Below are 16,850 nucleotides of genomic sequence, written 5' to 3' on the forward strand. Positions count from 1 at the left end.
CCGTTCACGGAGCGCCTTCTCCTTCCCGTGTGAAATTCACGTGAATTCCCCTGCCCGGCTTTTCCTGCCGGAATTCCGCGTGCTGTGCCGTCTTCCATCCCCAGGGAGTACTCCCATGCCTTCGCCCCCCGTTTCCGGTGTCGACCGGAGACTGTTCCTGACCTCACTGCTCGGCGTGACGGCCGCGGCGGCCGGACTGAGCGGCTGCGCGGACAACAGCGCCGCGGCCGAGGCGGCGTCCGACGCCCCTCTGGCCTCCAAGGTTCCCGCGGGTACGAGCCTGCAGATCGCCTCGTACCAGAACGCGCAGCAACTCCAGTTCAAGCTGGCCGGTTTCCGCGACCTGCCGTTCAAGGTGTCCCACTGGCTGAACATCGGCGCGGGCCCCGATGTCATCAACGCTTTCCGCGCGAAGTCGCTGGAGGTTGCCAACAACGCGGGCATTCCTCCGATCCAGGCGCACTACCAGGGCTTTGACGCGAAGATCGTCGCGATCAACATCACCCGCAAGCCCAATTACCTGTTCGCCACCAAGCCCGGCAGCGACATTCGCGAGGTCGGCGACTTCAAGGGCAAGCGGCTGGCCTTCTCCCAGGGGCAGGCCCAGGGTGTCGTGCTGCTGCGGGCGCTGAAGAAGGCCGGGCTGGCGTACGACGACGTGGAGCTGGTGCCGCTGACCAGCAACCAGTTCCTCACCGCCCTGCAGTCCGGGCAGGTGGACATCGCCCCGCTCGGCAACACGCAGGCGCCGGCGTACCTGGCGAAGTACAGGTCCGCCCGGACCATCACCACGGACGTGGTGGACCTGCTCAACCTGCTGTGGGCGCCGGTCTCGGTGCTGAACGACTCCGCGAAGGCCGCCGCGATCGCCGCGTACATCCCGTACTGGGCGAAGGGCCAGGTGTGGACGTACGAGCACCCCGACGAGTGGAACGAGCAGTTCTACGTCGGGACGCAGAACCTGACTCTGGCCCAGGCGAAGGCGGTCACCGCGCTGGCCAACAAGCCGCTGTTCCCGCCGCGCTGGGACGAGGCGATCGCGTGGGAGCAGGAGACCGCCGATCTGCTCGCGGAGGGCGGCTTCGTGAAGAAGTTCGACGTCTCCGAGCTCTTCGACCACCGGTTCGAGTCCATCGCGGCGAAGGCCGTACCCGCGGAGTACCGGAGGTGACCGCCGTGACCACGACAACGCACACGACCACGCACACGAACAGGACCGCCGCCGCACCGCTCGCCGCCGCCGTCGAGGAGACGCGCCAGGTGCGCAGGCGCCGGCGGCTGGCCCCCGGCAGGCGGCTGCCCGCCACCCGGATCGTCGGGCCCGCCGTCGTCCTCGCCCTGTGGGTCGTCGCCTCCGCGGCCGGACTGCTCGACACGGGCGCGATCCCGGCGCCCTGGACGGTGCTGGAGACGGGCAGCCGCCTGTGGAGCGCGGGCACGCTGCCGGATGACATCCTGACCTCGCTGCAGCGCGCGGCCGCCGGCTTCGCCATCGGCCTGACCGTGGGAATCCTGCTCGCGCTGGCGTCCGGGCTCACCCGGACCGGCGAGGCACTGATCGACGGCACGGTCAACCTCAACCGGGCGATCCCCACCCTGGGTCTGATCCCGCTGTTCATCCTCTGGCTGGGCATCGGCGAGACCTTCAAGATCGCCATCATCGCGATCGTCGTCTACGTCCCGGTCTACCTCAACACGCATGCCGCGCTGTCCGGCATCGACAGCCGGTTCGTCGAACTGGCCGAGGTCCAGGGCCTGTCGAAGTACCGGTTCATCCGGCAGGTCGTCATCCCCGGCGCGCTGCCCGGCTTCTTCGTCGGGCTGCGGCTCGGCGTGACCGGCTCCTGGCTGGGCCTGGTGGTGCTGGAGCAGATCAACGCCACCAGCGGGCTCGGCTACATGATGTTCCAGGCGCAGAACTACGGCCAGACGGACGTCATCCTGGTCGGCCTGGTCGTCTACGGCATCTTCGGCCTCATCTCCGACAGCGCGGTCCGCATCGTCGAACGGAGGGTGCTGTCATGGCGCCGCACACTGAGCAGCTGACCCGGCCCGCCGTCCAACTGCGGGGTCTGACCCGGTCGTTCGACGGCCGCACGGTCCTCGACGGCATCGACCTCGATCTGCCCGCCGGGCAGCTCACCGCCCTGCTCGGGCACAGCGGCTCCGGCAAGAGCACGCTGCTGCGGGCGATCGCCGGACTCGACCACGGTGTCACCGGGTGGGGGTCCCCCCTGCTCGAGCGAAGCCGAGAGCTTGGGGGAGGGCAGCTCACCGCCCCCGAGCGGGTGTCGGTGGTCTTCCAGGACTCCCGGCTGCTGCCCTGGCGGCGGGTGCTCGCCAACGTCCTGCTCGGACTCGACGGCAAGGACGCCGAGCGGCGCGGCCGTGAGGCGCTGGAAGAAGTGGGGCTGAAGGGCCGCGAGCGGGCCTGGCCGGGCGAGCTGTCCGGCGGGGAGGCCCAGCGCGCCGCACTGGCCCGGTCCCTCGTCCGCGAGCCGGAACTGCTGCTGGCCGACGAGCCGTTCGGGGCGCTGGACGCGCTCACCCGGATCCGGATGCACGGCCTGCTCAGGGAGCTGTGGGAGCGCCACCGCCCCTCCGTGCTGCTGGTCACCCATGACGTGGACGAGGCGATCGTGCTCGCCGACCGGGTGCTCGTCCTCGAAAAGGGCCGGATCGGCCTCGACCTCACCATCGGCCGCGCGCACCCGCGGTCGTACCGCGACCCCCTGCTAGGCGAGTACCGGGAGCGGCTGCTGGCCGCGCTCGGTGTCACGGAGGACCATCGATGACCCGCAGACGGCTGCACCTCAACGCGTTCCTGATGACCACCGGCCACCACGAGGCGTCGTGGCGGCTGCCGGAGAGCGACCCGTACGCGCATGTGGACCTGGCGCACTACGTGCGGCTCGCCCGGATCGCCGAGCGCGGCACCTTCGACTCGCTGTTCCTCGCCGACGGCCCGCAGCTGTGGAGCAGTGTGGCCCAGCGGCCCGCCGGGGCACTGGAGCCGATCACCCTGCTGACCGCCCTGGCCACGGCCACCGAGCACATCGGCCTGATCGCCACGGCCTCCACCTCGTACAACTCGCCGTACAACCTGGCCCGCAAGTTCGCCACCCTGGACCACATCAGCGGCGGCCGGGCGGGCTGGAACATCGTCACCACCGCCGGTGCCGAGGCCGCCCGCAACTTCGGTCTGGACGCCGAGCCGGCGCACGCCGAGCGGTACGCGCGGGCCGCCGAGTTCCTCGACGTGGCGCTAAAGCTGTGGGACAGCTGGGAGGACGACACGATCGTCGCCGACAAGGCGGCGGGAGTGTGGGGCGACGACACGAAGATCCACCCGCCCCGGCACCAGGGCCGCTACTTCAGCGTCGAGGGGGCACTCAACGTGCCCCGCACACCCCAGGGTTACCCCCTGCTCGTGCAGGCCGGCTCCTCCGAGGACGGCAAGCGGTTCGCCGCGCGGTACGCGGAGGCGGTGTTCACCGCCCAGCAGACCGTCGAGGACGCGCGGGCCTTCTACGCCGACCTCAAGTCCCGGACGGTCGCGGCCGGCCGCGACGCCGACCACATCAAGGTGCTGCCGGGCATCGTGCCGGTGATCGGCTCGACGGAGGCCGAGGCGCGAGCGCACGAGCGGGTCCTGGAGGACCACATCGTGCACACGCACGGAGTGGACCGCCTGGAGCGGCTGCTGCACCTGACCCCGGGCACCCTGGACCTGGACGGCCCGCTGCCCTCCGACCTGCCGCCGGAGAGCGCCATCGAGGGCGCCAAGAGCCGCTACACGCTCGTCGTCGAGCTGGCCCGCCGCGAGCGGCTCACCGTGCGGCAGCTGATCGGGCGGCTCGGCGGCGGGCGCGGGCACCTCACGTTCGCCGGGACGCCCGAGCAGGTCGCCGACACCATCGGGCTCTGGTTCGGCTCGGGCGCCGCCGACGGTTTCAACATCATGCCCGCGGTGCTGCCGTCCGGCCTGGAGGCCTTCGTCGAGCACGTCGTCCCGATCCTGCGCGCCCGGGGCCTGCTCCGCACCGGGTACGGCGGCTCCCGCCGGACCCTGCGGGAGCGGTACGGCCTCCCGCGCCCCGCCAACCAGCACGTCCTCGCCCCCGTTCTCGTCTGATCCGGAAGGAACCCGTCATGGCCATCGAGATCCACAAGGTCACCGCGAACATCGGCGCCCGCGTCGAAGGCGTCGACATCACCCGGCCCCTCGACGAGGAGACGTACAGCGCCCTGCGTGAAGCGCTCAACGCCCACAAGGCCCTCGTCTTCGACGCGGCGGGGCTGGACGACGCGGGCCAGCAGGCCTTCGCCCGTCACTTCGGCGAGATCACCGCCGCCCATCCGACGGTGTCCTCCGTCGACGGCGCCCCGAACGTCCTGCCCGTCGACAGCGAGGGCGGCCGGGCCGCCAACCACTGGCACACCGACGTCACCTTCGTCCTCAACCCGCCGCAGGCCACCAGCCTGCGCAGCATCACGGTCCCCCCGTACGGCGGCGAGACGCTGATCGCCAGCTCGGCCGCCGCCTACCGGAACCTGCCCGCGTCGCTGCGCACCCTCGCCGACACGCTGTGGGCCGAGCACACCAACGACTACGACTACGCCGTCCCCGACGAGGACGTCGACGACGCGCAGGCCGCCCGGCGCGCCCAGTTCACCTCGATCAAGTACCGCACGGTCCACCCGGTGGTCCGCGTCCACCCGCTGACCGGCGAGCGCGGGCTGTTCATCGGCGGCTTCGCGCAGCGGATCGTGGGCCTGTCGCCGGGCGAGTCCCGCAAGATCCTCGACCTGCTCCAGGCGTACGTCGTGCGGCCGGAGAACGTCCTGCGGCACCGCTGGTCGCCGAACCAGCTCGTCGTGTTCGACAACCGCATCACCCAGCACTACGCCGTCGACAACTACGACGGTCTGCCGCGCCGGCTGCACCGGGTCACGGTCGCGGGAGACATCCCCGTCGGGATCGAGGGTAAGGAGAGCTACGTCATCGAGGGCGACGCCTCGCACTACACGCCGGTCGCCGCGTAGTCACGAAGAGCGACGCGGCCGTCCGGATGGTGGGATGCCTCTCCGTTTCCCGGGGAGGCATCCGAGACTGGCGGCGTTTTTTCCCTCGCACGCCTCTCACGCATTGGACGAGCCGCGCCCATGCCCAGCAGCACCACCACGGAGACGCCCAGCAGGGACGACGTCTCCCTCTCCCATGGCCTGAAGCAGCGCCACCTGTCGATGATCGCCCTCGGCGGGGTGATCGGCGCCGGACTGTTCGTCGGTTCCGGCGCGGGCATCGCCGCCGCCGGTCCGTCGATCGTGGTCGCCTACGCCCTCTCCGGTCTCCTCGTGATGCTGGTGATGCGGATGCTCGGCGAGATGTCGGCCGCCTATCCGTCGTCGGGTTCGTTCTCGGCGCACGCGGAGCGGGCGATCGGCCCCTGGGCCGGATTCACCGCCGGATGGGCGTTCTGGGTGCTGCTGTGCACGGCCGTCGGTCTGGAGGGCATCGGTGCCGCGGAGATCGTGAGCGGCTGGCTGCCGGGCACGCCGGAGTGGGCCTGGGTGGCGCTGTTCATGGTCGTGTTCTGCGGCACGAACCTCGCGGCCGTGAAGAACTTCGGCGAGTTCGAGTTCTGGTTCGCGGCCCTGAAGGTCGGCGCGATCACCCTGTTCCTGGTGCTCGGCGTCCTGGCGATCCTCGGGATCCTGCCGGGCACGGACTCGCCGGGCGCGACCCATCTGTCCGACTTCCTGCCGAACGGCGGCGAGGGCCTGGTCATCGGCCTGCTCGCCTCGGTCTTCGCCTACGGCGGGCTGGAGACGGTCACCATCGCGGCGGCCGAGTCGGAGAACCCCGTCAAGGGCGTGGCGAGCGCGGTCCGGACCGCGATGTGGCGGATCGCGCTGTTCTACGTCGGCTCGATGGCCGTCATCGTCACGCTGGTGCCGTGGGACTCCGAGGAGGTCGTCGAGAAGGGTCCGTACGTGGCCGCCCTCGACGAGCTCGGCATCCCGGGCGCCGGCCAGCTGATGAACGTCGTCGTGCTGGTGGCCCTGCTGTCCGCCATGAACGCCAACATCTACGGCGCCTCGCGCATCGCCTACTCGCTGGTGGGACGCGGCCAGGGCCCGAGGGTGCTGGGCCGGGTCTCGGGCGGGGTCCCGCGGATCGCCGTTCTCGCGTCCTCCGTCTTCGGTTTCGTGTGCGTGCTGCTGAGCTACTGGCGGCCGAACGACGTCTTCTCCTGGCTGCTGAACATGATCGGCGCGGTGATCCTGGTCGTCTGGATCTTCATCGCCGTCTCGCAACTGCGGCTGCGGCGACGCCTGGAGCGGGAGGCGCCGGAGAAGCTGGTCGTGCGGATGTGGGCGTTCCCGTGGCTGACGTGGGTCGCGCTGGCCGGCATGGCCGCCGTCTTCGTCCTGATGGCCCGCCAGCCCGACACGCGGGTGCAGTTGTACTCGACGGGCGGGATGGTTCTGGTCCTGGCGGCGGTCGGGTACGCGTGGCAGAAGGCGCGCGCTCGGCAGTAGGGAACCCGGCACCCGGGCCCCCGCGACACGCGGGGGCCTTTTTGTGTGTCCTGGGCACCCGTCACACCCTCTTGCTGCTAGCGTGCAGTTGCAAGCTAATTGCAATAAGAGGTCCGGAGGGTTCCCCGTCATGCCCGTCTACACGCTGCCCGAGCTCCCGTACGACTACTCCGCGCTCGCCCCCGTGATCAGCCCCGAGATCATCGAGCTGCACCACGACAAGCACCACGCGGCCTATGTGAAAGGCGCCAACGACACGCTGGAGCAGCTCGCTCAGGCGCGGGACAGGGAGACGTGGGGAGCCGTCAACGGGCTGGAGAAGAACCTGGCCTTCCATCTGTCCGGGCACATCCTGCACAGCATCTACTGGCAGAACATGACCGGCCCGAAGGACGGCGGGGGTGAGCCGCTGGCGCAGGACGGTGTGGGCGAGCTCGCGGACGCGATCGCCGAGTCGTTCGGGTCGTTCACGAAGTTCAAGGCGCAGTTGTCCAAGGCGTCGGCGACCACCCAGGGCTCGGGCTGGGGCGTGCTGGCCTACGAGCCGCTGAGCGGGCGGCTGATCGTGGAGCAGGTCTACGACCACCAGGGCAACGTCGGCCAGGGCTCGACCCCGATCCTCGTCTTCGACGCCTGGGAGCACGCCTTCTACCTCCAGTACCGGAACCAGAAGGTCGACTTCATCGAGGCGATGTGGCAGGTCGTCAACTGGCAGGACGTGGCGCGGCGTTACGAGGCCGCCAAGTCCCGCGCGGACGTGCTGCTGCTGACGCCCTGACGGCGGCGTGCCGTCGAGTCGTCCTGCCTCGTGATCGTCTTCTCACCCTTCACGACGGCAGGCGGAGAGAAGGAAGCCCCCGCGAGGACGTGACTCGCGGGGGCTTTCCGCGCGCCCCCCTAGGACTGGCACGGCACGTTGAGGGAGAGGAGTGCGGCGGAACCGTCGGGGTTCATGCGCAGTTCGCTGATCGCCGCGTTCCGCAGGCGCGGGAACACCCGGCGGTACTCCCCGGCCGGGATCGACAGCAGGGTGCACAGGACCAGGCGCAACAGGGTGTTGTGGGCGACGACGAGGACGCGTCCGCCGGGGTGGGCGCCGGCGATGCGGCGCAGGGCGGCGGCGCCGCGGGCCGCTGCCGCCGCGGGGTCCTCGGCACCGGGGAAGGGGTGGGCGACGGGGTCGGCGCGGAAGGCCGCGGCCCGGTCGGGGTTCTCGGCCTCGAACTCGGCGAGCGTACGGCCCTCCACGACTCCGAAGTCGCATTCCGCGAGGCCGGGTTCGCGCCGCGGGACGAGACCCAGGGCACGGCAGGCGGGATCGGCGGTGGCGACGGCCCGGGAGAGCGGGGACGTCCAGATCGCGTCTACGGGGTGGGCGGCGGCCCAGCGGCCGAGGGCCTCGGCCTGGGCGCGGCCGGTGTCGGTGAGGCCGATGTCGCTGACGCCGGCGTACCGGTTCTCGGCGTGCCAGACGGTCTGTCCGTGGCGGGCCAGCAGGAGCGTGGTGGTCATGACTCCCCAGTGTCCAGGTGCAGGCGGGTCAGGGCGTGTTCCGCTACGGGGGCGGGCAGCCAGCCGCGTTCCCGCAGGGCGTGGACGAGGCGGGCGTACGGCTCGGCGAGGGCCGCCGTGCGGTCGGGGCGGGGTTCCAGGACGGTCCGGACGCGGACCATGCGCTCGGTGACGTCCGCGAGCGCCCCCGCCCCCGACGCCCCGTACGCGGCCAGCGCGGCCATGCCCAGGGCCGGTTCGGTCTGCTCGGGGACGCGGGCCGGGCGGGCCAGGATGTCGGCGCGGAGCTGGTTCCAGTAGCGGCTGCGCGCGCCGCCGCCGGTGAAGGTGAGCGGGCCGTCGAGCGGGGCGCCGAGGTGGTGCAGATAGTCCAGGCACAGGCGTTCCGCGAAGCCGACGCCCTGGAGCAGCGCGGCCCACAGGCCGGCGTCGCCCTCGGGTTCGCCGAGGACCAGGGCGGTCGCGTCCGGCGCCCGGAACGGGAACCGCTCCCCCGGCGAGACCAGCGGGTAGGCGACCGCACGGGACGGCTCGAACGCCGCCGCCCGTGCGTCCATCGCGGCGGGGTCGGCGTCCGGGAAGTGCGCCCTGAGCGCCCCGGCGCCGACGCTGGACGCCCCGCCGGGCAGCCAGGTGCCGTCGGGGGCGCGGTGGTTGTAGACCACGCCGGTGGGGTCCCGGACCGGGTCCCGGGTCGCTCCCTTCAGCACGAGGGTCGTGCCGAGCACCGAGTTCCAGGAGCCGGGGCGCAGCGCGCCCGAGGCGATCTGGGCCGCGCAGCCGTCCGTCATCCCGGCGAGCACCGGGGTGCCGGCGGGGATGCCGGTGGCGTCGGCGGCGTCCGGGCAGACCTCGCCGAGGCGGGTGCCCGGGCGTACGACGTCGGGCAACAGGCGCTCGGGTAGGCCGAGTTGCGCCAGAGCGGCCTGCGGCCAGGCCTCCGCGTGCAGGTCGTAGCCGGTCTTGAGGGTGTGGCTGGAGTCCGCCGGGGGCGGTTCGCCGGTGAGGCGGGCGATGACCAGGTCGGGCTGGTGGGCGAGGCGGAGCCGCGGGGCGGGTGCCCGCCCGCCGGCCCTGGCCGCCCGGCCCGTGCCCGCCCCGCCGCCGTACTCCCCCAGCAGCCACAACGCCTTCGGCAGCGCCCAGGTGTCCTGGACCGCGAGTCCCGCCTTGCGGGCCCGGGCGGCCTCGGCCACCGCGCGGCCGTCGTCGTACATGAGCGCGGGGCTCACCGGGCGGCCCGAGCCGTCCGTGAGCAGGACCGTGCCGGACGTGCCGCACACCGCGAGGCCGCCGACCGGCACGCCGGGCGCGGAGCCGAGTGCCGCCCGGGACGCCGTGCACAGCGCCGACCACCACTGCTCCGGGTCCTGCTCGTGCCGCACCCCGTCCCGCCGGCCGGTCAGCGGGGCCGAGCCGCTGCCGAGGACCCGGCCGGCGGCGGTGACGAGCAGCACGCGGACGCTCTGTGTGCCCAGGTCGATGCCCAGCCAGCCCGCACTCTCGTCCGCCATCCGGAACCTCCCACGATGTCGCAGCCGGATCTGTGAACTTCTCACTGTGCCCCGATATTTTCCCGTGCGCGAGGGATTGACGCCCAACTTCAGCCGTTCCACCCTCTGTTAACGAGTCGACTCGACGTGTTAACCAGCCCCCACGTGGAGGTACGGATGGACACGCACGTGCACGACCGGCGGCGCTTCCTCGCGCTCGCCGCCGGGGCTGCCGCGGCCCCGCTGCTCACGGCCTGCGGCGCCGGCTTCGGCGGGGACGACAGCAAGAGCGACGGGTCCGCCGCGGACGACGTCACCGGCTCCTTCGACTGGAAGCGGGAGAAGGACACCACCGTCAAGGCGCTGCTCAACAAGCACCCGTACACGGACGCGTTGATCGCCGACCTGAAGTCCTTCACCGCGAAGACCGGCATCGAGGTCGAGTACGACGTCTTCCCGGAGGACAACTACTTCGACAAGCTCACCGTGGACCTGTCCAGCGGGCGTGCCTCCTACGACGTGTTCATGCTCGGCGCGTACATGGTGTGGCAGTACGGTCCGCCGGGCTGGCTGGAGGACCTCGGGCCCTGGATGCGCAACTCCTCGGCGACGGGCGCCGAGTGGGACCAGGCGGACTTCTTCCCGAATCTGCTGCAGGCCGACCAGTGGTCGCTGAAGGCGGGCGCGCCGCTGGGGCAGGGCGGGCAGTACGCGCTGCCGTGGGGCTGGGAGACGAACGTCGTCGCCTACAACACGGAGGTCTTCAAGAAGCTGGGCCTGAAGCCGGCCGAGACCTTCGAGGAGCTGACCGAACTCGCCGGCGGCATCAAGCAGAGGGCACCGGGCGCGGGCTTCGACGGGATGTACGGGATCGCCGTACGCGGGTCCAGGAGCTGGGCCACCATCCATCCCGGCTTCATGACGATGTACGCCCGCAACGGGCTGACGGACTTCAGGGTCGACGGCGGCAAGCTCACCCCCGTCATGAACAGCTCCGAAGCCGTCGCCTTCACCGAGGACTGGGCCGACATGGTCAAGCGGGGCGGGCCGCCGTCCTGGACGTCGTACACCTGGTACCAGTGCTCCAGTGACCTGGGCGCGAAGAAGGCCGGGATGCTGTTCGACGCCGACACGGCCGCCTACTTCCAGGCGGTGAAGGGCGCCAGCCCGGCCTCCGGGAAGATCGCCTTCCACCCCGGCCCGAAGGGGCCCGACGGGTCCCTGGCCACCAACATGTGGATCTGGTCGCTCGGCATGAACGCCAAGAGCAAGAAGAAGAGCGCCAGTTGGCTGTTCCTGCAGTGGGCGACCGGCAAGGAGCACCTGCGCAAGAGCGCGATCACGCACAACCACATCGACCCGGTGCGCAAGTCGGTGGCCGGCGACGCCGCGTACAAGGACAAGATGCGGCATCTGCCGGGCTTCCTGGAGACCTTCGAGACGGTCGTCGACCAGACGAGGATCCAGTTCACCCCGCAGGCTCAGTTCTTCGACGCGACGACCAGCTGGGCGGCCGCCCTCCAGGAGATCTACGGCGGCAAGGACGCGCAGTCCGTCCTGGACGGGCTGGCGGACGACCTCGCCGACAAGGTGCGTTAGCCATGCGGCTCGCGCTGCGTCCGTACGTCCTGATCGTGCCCGCGCTGCTGCTGACCTGCGGGATCCTCTACCCGTTCGGGCTCGGCCTGTACTACACGCTGTTCGACTTCTCGGCGAGCAAACCGCAGCCGGACATGGTGCGGTTCGAGAACTACAGAGCCGTCTTCACGCAGGAGGCGTTCTGGAACTCGGCGTGGGTGACGGTGCTGTACGCGGTCGGGGCGGCCGCCGTCGAGACCGTGCTCGGGGTGGCCGTCGCCCTGCTGCTGCACCGGTCGAGTCTCCTCGGCCGGATCCTGGAGAAGATCCTCATCCTGCCGCTGATGATCGCCCCGGTGATCGCGGCGATCATCTGGAAGCTGATGCTCCAGCCGTCCGTGGGGGTCGTCAACCACCTGCTGCGGCCCTTCGGTCTGGGCGGGGTGCAGTGGACGGACACCCCGACGGGCGCCCTGCTGTCGTCGATCGCCGTGGACGTGTGGGTCTACACGCCGTTCGTGGCGATCCTCGCCCTCGCCGGTCTGCGGTCGCTGCCCACCTCCCCGTTCGAGGCGGCGGCCGTGGACGGCGCGGGGTGGTGGTACACGTTCCGGCGGCTGACGCTGCCGATGCTGTGGCCGTACGTGCTGGTGGCGGTGATCTTCCGGTTCATGGACTCGCTGAAGGTGTTCGACATCATCTACGCCCTCACCGAGGGCGGGCCCGGTGACTCGACCGTCGTCCTCCAGATCCGGGCATATCTGGAAGCCATCCGCTTCCAGCGCTACTCCTTCGGGATCAGCTACACGATCGTGCTGTGGGCCGTGGTGTATCTGGCCGCGATGGTGCTGGTGAAGCACCTGGGGAAGATCCAGCGGCGGGCCGCGGAGGTGACCACGTGAGGAAGCGTGTGCTGGGCTGGCTCGCGGACGCCGCCCTCGTCCTCTACTTCGTCTTCGCGCTGTTCCCGATCGCCTGGATGGTGATCCTGTCGCTGAAGCCGACGGACCAGCTCTTCTCCACCTACTTCTCCTTCTCCCCCACCCTCGACGGCTACCGGACCGTCCTCGGCGACAGCGAGGGCATCCCGTTCGTGCGGTTCTTCGTCAACAGCCTGGTGGTGTCGGTGGGGGCGGTGGCGCTGTCGCTGGTGGTCGGGCTGCCGGCGGCGTACGCCTCGGCGCGGTGGCGGTTCAAGGGCTCGGAGAACCTGATGTTCACGCTGCTGTCGTTCCGCTTCGCGCCCGAACTGACCGTGATCATCCCGCTGTTCGTGCTGTACCAGAAGCTCGGGCTGTTCGACACGTACGTCGGCATGGTGTGGGTGCTGCAACTGGTCACCCTGCCGCTGATCGTGTGGATCATGCGGTCGTACTTCGCCGACCTCACGCCCGAGCTGGAACAGGCGGCCCTGCTCGACGGCTACACCCGCAAGCAGGCCTTCTTCAAGGTGGCCCTGCCGCTGGTCAAGCCGGGCATCGCGGCCGTGTCCCTGCTGGCGTTCATCTTCGCCTGGAACAACTTCGTCTTCCCGCTGATCCTCACCTCCAACGAGGCCCAGACGGTGACCGTGGGCGCGCTGTCCTTCCTCGGCGGCGACCGGCCCAAGTACAACCTGACGGCCGCCGCCGCGCTGGTGTCCGTCGTACCGCCGCTGCTGCTGGCGCTGACGATCCAGCGGTATCTGGTGCGGGGACTGTCGTTCGGGGCGGTGAAGTCGTGATCCGGCTGAGCGGGATACGGAAGACGTACGGGAAGACCGTCGCGCTCGACGAGCTCGAACTGGAGGTCCGCGAGGGTGAGTTCTTCTGCCTGCTGGGCCCCTCGGGCGCGGGCAAGACCACGACGTTGAAGACCGTCGCCGGGCTCGAACAGCCCGACTCCGGCACGGTCGCGCTCGACGGCGAGGACATGCGGGGTGTGGAGCCGTACGACCGGGGCGTGGCGATGTGCTTCGAGAGCTACGCCCTCTACCCGCACCGCTCGGCCTACGACAACCTCGCCTCGCCGCTGCGCTCGCCCCGGCACCGGCTGCCCGCCGCCGAGGCCCGGCAGCGGATCGGCGCGATCGCCGAACTGCTGGGGATCTCGAAGCTGTTGGACCGGCCCGTGGGCCGGCTGTCCAACGGGCAGCGGCAGCGCGTCGCCCTCGGCCGGGTGCTGGTCCGCCCCGCCCGGGCCTTCCTCCTCGACGAGCCGCTCTCCCACCTCGACGCCAAGCTCCGCCAGCAGATGCGGGCCGAGCTGAAGGCGATCGGGGCCGTGCAGCACACCACCACCCTGTACGTCACCCACGACTCGGTCGAGGCGCTGGCGCTCGGGGACCGGATCGGGGTGATCCGGCAGGGGCGGATCGTGCAGACGGGCACACGGGAGGAGATCTGGTACCGGCCGTACGACACGGAGGTCGCGCGGGCCTTCGGGCGGCCCCGGATCAATCTGCTGCCGGGGGTGGTGACGGAGAGCGGGGTGCGGTCGGACGGCGGGGTGGAGCTGCCGGTCCGGGCGCAGGCCCCGGCAGGCACCGAGGTCCTCGTCGGCATCCGCCCCCGGGACATCGCCCTGCACGGCGAGGGCCACGAGATGACCGGGACCGTGTACGTCACCGAGGTGCTCGGCCGGTCCGTCGAGGTCACCGTCCGGCTCGGGACCGGGGAACAGCGGGTGTCGCTGGTGGCCCCACGGGCGGACGCGGCACGCCTTCGTCCGGACGATCCGGTACGGCTCGCGGTCCGGCCTGAGAACCTGCTGCTGTTCGAGGCCGACCGGCCGGAGCGACCGGGACGACGGATAGAGACACAGCGATGAGCAGCAGCAGTGGTGGACAGCAGGGGCCGGCGGCACGGCAGGCCGCCATGGCCGAGCGGGTGCTGGCCGACGGATCGGCGACGGCGGCGGAGCTCGCCGAGCGGTTCGGGGTGAGCCTGATGACCATCCACCGGGACCTGGACGAGCTCGAACGGCAGGGCATCGTACGGAAGTTCCGGGGCGGGGTGACCGCGCAGCCGTCGGGGGTCTTCGAGTCGAACGTGCAGTACCGGCTGAAGACCATGCGGGCCGAGAAGGCCGCCGTGGCCGAGCACGCGCTGCGGATGGTGGAGCCCGGCATGGCGATCCTGCTGGACGACTCCACGTCCACCCTGGAGATAGCCCGGCGGCTGCGCACGGGCGAGGTCACACCGCTGACGGTCGTCACCAACTTCCTGGAGGCGATCAACCTGCTGGCCGACCAGCGAGGCATCCACCTGATGGCGCTCGGCGGAGACTACGACCCGCTGCACTCCTCCTTCCTGGGGGTGTCCTGCGTGGAGGCGGTCGAGCAGTTGCGGGTGGACGTGTGCTTCGCGTCGACGTCGGCCGTGCACGGGGGCTACGCCTACCACCAGGAGCAGCACATCGTGTCCGTGAAGCGGGCGATGCTCGACGCGGCGGCACGGAACGTCCTGCTGATCGACCACACCAAGCTCGGCCGGGTCGCCCTGCACCGGGTCGTCCCGCTGTCCCGCTTCGACACGCTCCTCGTGGACGACGGGGCGTCGGCGGAGGCGCTGCGGGATCTGGACGAGCACAAGGTCCGTTACGAGGTCTGTGCGACGAAGGGCAGCGATGACCGAGCTGGAGCTACGTGATCTGCGCAAGACCTACCGGGCCCGGGGCCGTCCGGGCGTGGACGCGGTGCGCGGCCTCGACCTCGCGCTGCGTTCCGGGGAACTGCTGGGGCTGCTCGGTCCCTCCGGCTGCGGCAAGTCGACGACGCTGCGGATGATCGCCGGGCTTGAGCCGGTGACCGGCGGGGACATCCTGGTCGGCGGGGCGTCGGTGGTCGAGCGGCCCGCACAGCAGCGGAACATCGGGGTCGCGTTCGAGAACTACGCGCTGTATCCGCCGCTGTCGGTCGCGGAGAACCTGGCGTTCGGACTGAAGGCCCGGGGCCGTAAGGCTCGTGGGGACGTCGACCGCAAGGTGAAGGAGATCGCCGAGCGGGTCGGTCTGACCGACCTCCTCGGCGCCCGCCCGGCCGGCCTGTCCAGCGGTCAGAAGCAGCGCGTGTCGCTGGCCCGGGCCCTGATCCGCGAGCCGGACGTGCTGCTGCTCGACGAGCCGCTGTCCCACCTGGACGCGGCCCAGCGGGACACCACCCGCCGCGAACTCAAGCGCATCCAGAAGGATCTGGGCCACACCACGATCCTGGTCACCCACGACCAGGAGGAGGCCCTGTCCCTCGCCGACCGGATCGCCGTGATGAAGGACGGCGTCATCCAGCAGCTCGGCACCCCTTACGAGATCTACGACAGCCCGGCCAACGTGTTCGTCGCGGACTTCGTCGGGGAGCCCGCGATCACGCTGCTGCCCGGCATCGCGGACCGCGACGGCCGGGCCCGCCTCTCCGACGCGGTGCGGATCGCGCTGCCCGTGCCGGTGGAGGAGGGGCGGGAGGTGGTGGTCGGGATCCGCCCGGAGGACGTCCGGCTCACCGCCGAGGACGGCCTGTCCGCCCGGGTCGTCGCCCACGAACCCCTGCTGGAGTCGGGCCTCGCGACCCTCGCCCTCGACGGGGTGGAACGGCACTTGGTCGTCCTCACCGACCCCGAGGTACGGCTCGCCCACGACGAGCGGGTCCGGGTCGCCGCCGACCTCCGGCACACCCATGTCTTCGACGCCGAGACGGGAGAAGCCCTGCGATGACTGCCGGAAACAGCGTGCGTGTGGTGGCCGCCGGTGACCACTTCGTCCTGCCGTCGCTGATCACACGGGCGGTGGAACAGGAGGTGGAGCGGGCCCGGGTGACGGAAGTGAAACTCGGCTGGCCCCTGGAGCCGTTCGGGCCGGTCGCCGAGGTGCAGGAGGCCAGTGACGCCGAGGACGAGATGATCGAGGCGCTGGCCGGGGCGGAGGTGCTGGTCACGCAGATGGGGCCGGTCACCGAGAGGGTGCTCGCCGCCTGCCCGGATCTGAGGCTGGTCGTGGTCTGCCGGGGCGGGCCGGTCAACGTCAACCTGGACGCGGCGAAGCAGCGTGACGTGCGGGTGTGCTTCGCGCCGGGCCGCAACGCCGCCGCCACCGCCGAGTTCACCGTCGGCATGATGCTGGCCGCGCTGCGCCGCATCCCCCAGGCCCACGACCCGCTGGCCCGGCAGGGCAGCTGGGAGGGCGCGACGTACTACACGTACGAGCAGAGCGGGCTGGAGCTGGAGGACCTGCCCGTCGGGCTGGTCGGATACGGGGCCGTCGGCAGCCGGGTGGCCCGCGTGCTGTGCGCGTTCGGGGCCCGGGTGATGGTGTACGACCCGTACGTGCACGGCGAGATCCACGGACTGCGCGTGACCTCGCTGGACGAACTCCTGGGCCGCTCCCAGGTGATCACCCTGCACGCCCGGCTCACCCCCGAGACCCGGGGGCTGATCGGCGCCCGGGAGCTGGGGCTGCTGCCGTCCGGCGCGGTGGTGGTGAACGTGGCCCGGGGCCCGCTGCTGGACGAGGGGGCACTGTGCGACGCGCTGGAGAGCGGGCGGGTGTCGGCGGCGGCGCTCGACACCTACGAGCGGGAGCCGCTGCCCGCGGATTCGCGGCTTCTCGGGCTGGGCGACCGCGTCGTCCTGACCCCGCATCTGGGTGGTGCGTCGCGCGCGGTGGCGCAGAAGGCGGCGCGGATCGCCGCCGAAGAGGTGGGCCGCTGGGTGCGCGGCGAGCCGCTCGCGCACTGCCTGACCTGAGGACACG

16 protein-coding genes are annotated in these 16,850 nt (G+C 71.1%); 14 read left to right on the forward strand and 2 right to left on the reverse strand.

The window, feature by feature from the left end:
• Nucleotides 1-115 precede the first annotated feature (115 nt).
• The 7 genes from QF034_RS13525 to QF034_RS13555 all read left to right on the forward strand — a co-directional run bounded on the left by QF034_RS13525 (nt 116) and on the right by QF034_RS13555 (nt 7,324).
• The gene (locus QF034_RS13525; protein WP_307175181.1) at nt 116-1,171 is read left to right on the forward strand and encodes an ABC transporter substrate-binding protein; all 1,056 of its coding nucleotides are present in this window, start codon (nt 116-118) and stop codon (nt 1,169-1,171) included.
• Nucleotides 1,168-2,046, forward strand: coding sequence for an ABC transporter permease (locus QF034_RS13530; protein WP_307175182.1), 879 nt, complete (start codon nt 1,168-1,170; stop codon nt 2,044-2,046). The genes QF034_RS13525 and QF034_RS13530 overlap by 4 nt, the downstream gene beginning before the upstream one ends.
• Nucleotides 2,022-2,795: an ABC transporter ATP-binding protein gene (locus tag QF034_RS13535; RefSeq protein WP_307175183.1), complete on the forward strand. Its 774-nt coding sequence runs from the start codon at nt 2,022-2,024 to the stop codon at nt 2,793-2,795. The genes QF034_RS13530 and QF034_RS13535 overlap by 25 nt, the downstream gene beginning before the upstream one ends.
• Complete coding sequence (locus QF034_RS13540) at nt 2,792-4,135, forward strand: LLM class flavin-dependent oxidoreductase (RefSeq protein WP_307175184.1); 1,344 nt, start codon at nt 2,792-2,794, stop codon at nt 4,133-4,135. Before QF034_RS13535 ends, QF034_RS13540 begins: the two co-directional genes overlap by 4 nt.
• Nucleotides 4,136-4,152: 17 nt before the next feature.
• Nucleotides 4,153-5,046 (forward strand): TauD/TfdA dioxygenase family protein, encoded by an 894-nt coding sequence (locus QF034_RS13545; RefSeq protein WP_307175185.1) that lies wholly within the window; start codon nt 4,153-4,155, stop codon nt 5,044-5,046.
• A gap of 120 nt (nt 5,047-5,166) precedes the next feature.
• Nucleotides 5,167-6,546, forward strand: coding sequence for an amino acid permease (locus tag QF034_RS13550; protein ID WP_307175186.1), 1,380 nt, complete (start codon nt 5,167-5,169; stop codon nt 6,544-6,546).
• A gap of 130 nt (nt 6,547-6,676) precedes the next feature.
• A complete protein-coding gene (locus tag QF034_RS13555) occupies nt 6,677-7,324 on the forward strand; it encodes a superoxide dismutase (RefSeq protein ID WP_307175187.1) in 648 nt (215 codons plus the stop codon).
• Between the two features lie 119 nt (nt 7,325-7,443).
• On the opposite strand, the gene QF034_RS13560 is transcribed toward QF034_RS13555, so the two are convergent.
• Entirely contained in the window at nt 7,444-8,058 is a 615-nt protein-coding gene (locus QF034_RS13560) for a histidine phosphatase family protein (RefSeq protein ID WP_307175188.1), read from the reverse strand.
• On the reverse strand, nt 8,055-9,572 hold the full coding sequence (locus QF034_RS13565; RefSeq protein ID WP_307175189.1) for an FGGY-family carbohydrate kinase: 1,518 nt from the start codon (nt 9,570-9,572) through the stop codon (nt 8,055-8,057). The genes QF034_RS13560 and QF034_RS13565 overlap by 4 nt, the downstream gene beginning before the upstream one ends.
• A 156-nt stretch (nt 9,573-9,728) precedes the next feature.
• On the opposite strand from QF034_RS13565, the gene QF034_RS13570 reads away from it, so the two are divergent.
• From QF034_RS13570 to QF034_RS13600, 7 genes are read left to right on the forward strand one after another with little or no spacing between them, the layout of a single operon-like run.
• The gene (locus tag QF034_RS13570; protein WP_307175190.1) at nt 9,729-11,150 is read left to right on the forward strand and encodes an ABC transporter substrate-binding protein; all 1,422 of its coding nucleotides are present in this window, start codon (nt 9,729-9,731) and stop codon (nt 11,148-11,150) included.
• A gap of 2 nt (nt 11,151-11,152) precedes the next feature.
• Entirely contained in the window at nt 11,153-12,031 is an 879-nt protein-coding gene (locus QF034_RS13575) for a carbohydrate ABC transporter permease (RefSeq protein WP_307175191.1), read from the forward strand.
• Nucleotides 12,028-12,852, forward strand: a complete 825-nt coding sequence (locus QF034_RS13580) for a carbohydrate ABC transporter permease (RefSeq protein ID WP_307175192.1) — start codon at nt 12,028-12,030, stop codon at nt 12,850-12,852. Before QF034_RS13575 ends, QF034_RS13580 begins: the two co-directional genes overlap by 4 nt.
• Nucleotides 12,849-13,937: an ABC transporter ATP-binding protein gene (locus tag QF034_RS13585; RefSeq protein ID WP_307175193.1), complete on the forward strand. Its 1,089-nt coding sequence runs from the start codon at nt 12,849-12,851 to the stop codon at nt 13,935-13,937. Before QF034_RS13580 ends, QF034_RS13585 begins: the two co-directional genes overlap by 4 nt.
• Nucleotides 13,934-14,758 carry a DeoR/GlpR family DNA-binding transcription regulator gene (locus QF034_RS13590; RefSeq protein ID WP_307175194.1) on the forward strand — a complete coding sequence of 275 codons (825 nt, stop codon included), beginning with the start codon at nt 13,934-13,936 and terminating at the stop codon, nt 14,756-14,758. Before QF034_RS13585 ends, QF034_RS13590 begins: the two co-directional genes overlap by 4 nt.
• Nucleotides 14,736-15,815, forward strand: a complete 1,080-nt coding sequence (locus QF034_RS13595) for an ABC transporter ATP-binding protein (RefSeq protein WP_307175195.1) — start codon at nt 14,736-14,738, stop codon at nt 15,813-15,815. Before QF034_RS13590 ends, QF034_RS13595 begins: the two co-directional genes overlap by 23 nt.
• Nucleotides 15,812-16,843: a 2-hydroxyacid dehydrogenase gene (locus tag QF034_RS13600; protein ID WP_307175197.1), complete on the forward strand. Its 1,032-nt coding sequence runs from the start codon at nt 15,812-15,814 to the stop codon at nt 16,841-16,843. The genes QF034_RS13595 and QF034_RS13600 overlap by 4 nt, the downstream gene beginning before the upstream one ends.
• Nucleotides 16,844-16,850: the final 7 nt, after the last annotated feature.

This window comes from Streptomyces africanus (assembly GCF_030816955.1).
GTDB lineage: Bacteria > Actinomycetota > Actinomycetes > Streptomycetales > Streptomycetaceae > Streptomyces > Streptomyces africanus.

Coding starts and splice junctions, on each gene's coding strand:
- QF034_RS13570 (WP_307175190.1), top strand. CDS start 9,729: ATGGACACGCACGTGCACGACCGGCGGCGCTTCCTCGCGCTCGCCGCC.
- QF034_RS13595 (WP_307175195.1), top strand. CDS start 14,736: ATGACCGAGCTGGAGCTACGTGATCTGCGCAAGACCTACCGGGCCCGG.
- QF034_RS13545 (WP_307175185.1), top strand. CDS start 4,153: ATGGCCATCGAGATCCACAAGGTCACCGCGAACATCGGCGCCCGCGTC.
- QF034_RS13600 (WP_307175197.1), top strand. CDS start 15,812: ATGACTGCCGGAAACAGCGTGCGTGTGGTGGCCGCCGGTGACCACTTC.
- QF034_RS13560 (WP_307175188.1), bottom strand. CDS start 8,058: ATGACCACCACGCTCCTGCTGGCCCGCCACGGACAGACCGTCTGGCAC.
- QF034_RS13525 (WP_307175181.1), top strand. CDS start 116: ATGCCTTCGCCCCCCGTTTCCGGTGTCGACCGGAGACTGTTCCTGACC.
- QF034_RS13575 (WP_307175191.1), top strand. CDS start 11,153: ATGCGGCTCGCGCTGCGTCCGTACGTCCTGATCGTGCCCGCGCTGCTG.
- QF034_RS13550 (WP_307175186.1), top strand. CDS start 5,167: ATGCCCAGCAGCACCACCACGGAGACGCCCAGCAGGGACGACGTCTCC.
- QF034_RS13555 (WP_307175187.1), top strand. CDS start 6,677: ATGCCCGTCTACACGCTGCCCGAGCTCCCGTACGACTACTCCGCGCTC.
- QF034_RS13565 (WP_307175189.1), bottom strand. CDS start 9,572: ATGGCGGACGAGAGTGCGGGCTGGCTGGGCATCGACCTGGGCACACAG.
- QF034_RS13590 (WP_307175194.1), top strand. CDS start 13,934: ATGAGCAGCAGCAGTGGTGGACAGCAGGGGCCGGCGGCACGGCAGGCC.
- QF034_RS13535 (WP_307175183.1), top strand. CDS start 2,022: ATGGCGCCGCACACTGAGCAGCTGACCCGGCCCGCCGTCCAACTGCGG.
- QF034_RS13540 (WP_307175184.1), top strand. CDS start 2,792: ATGACCCGCAGACGGCTGCACCTCAACGCGTTCCTGATGACCACCGGC.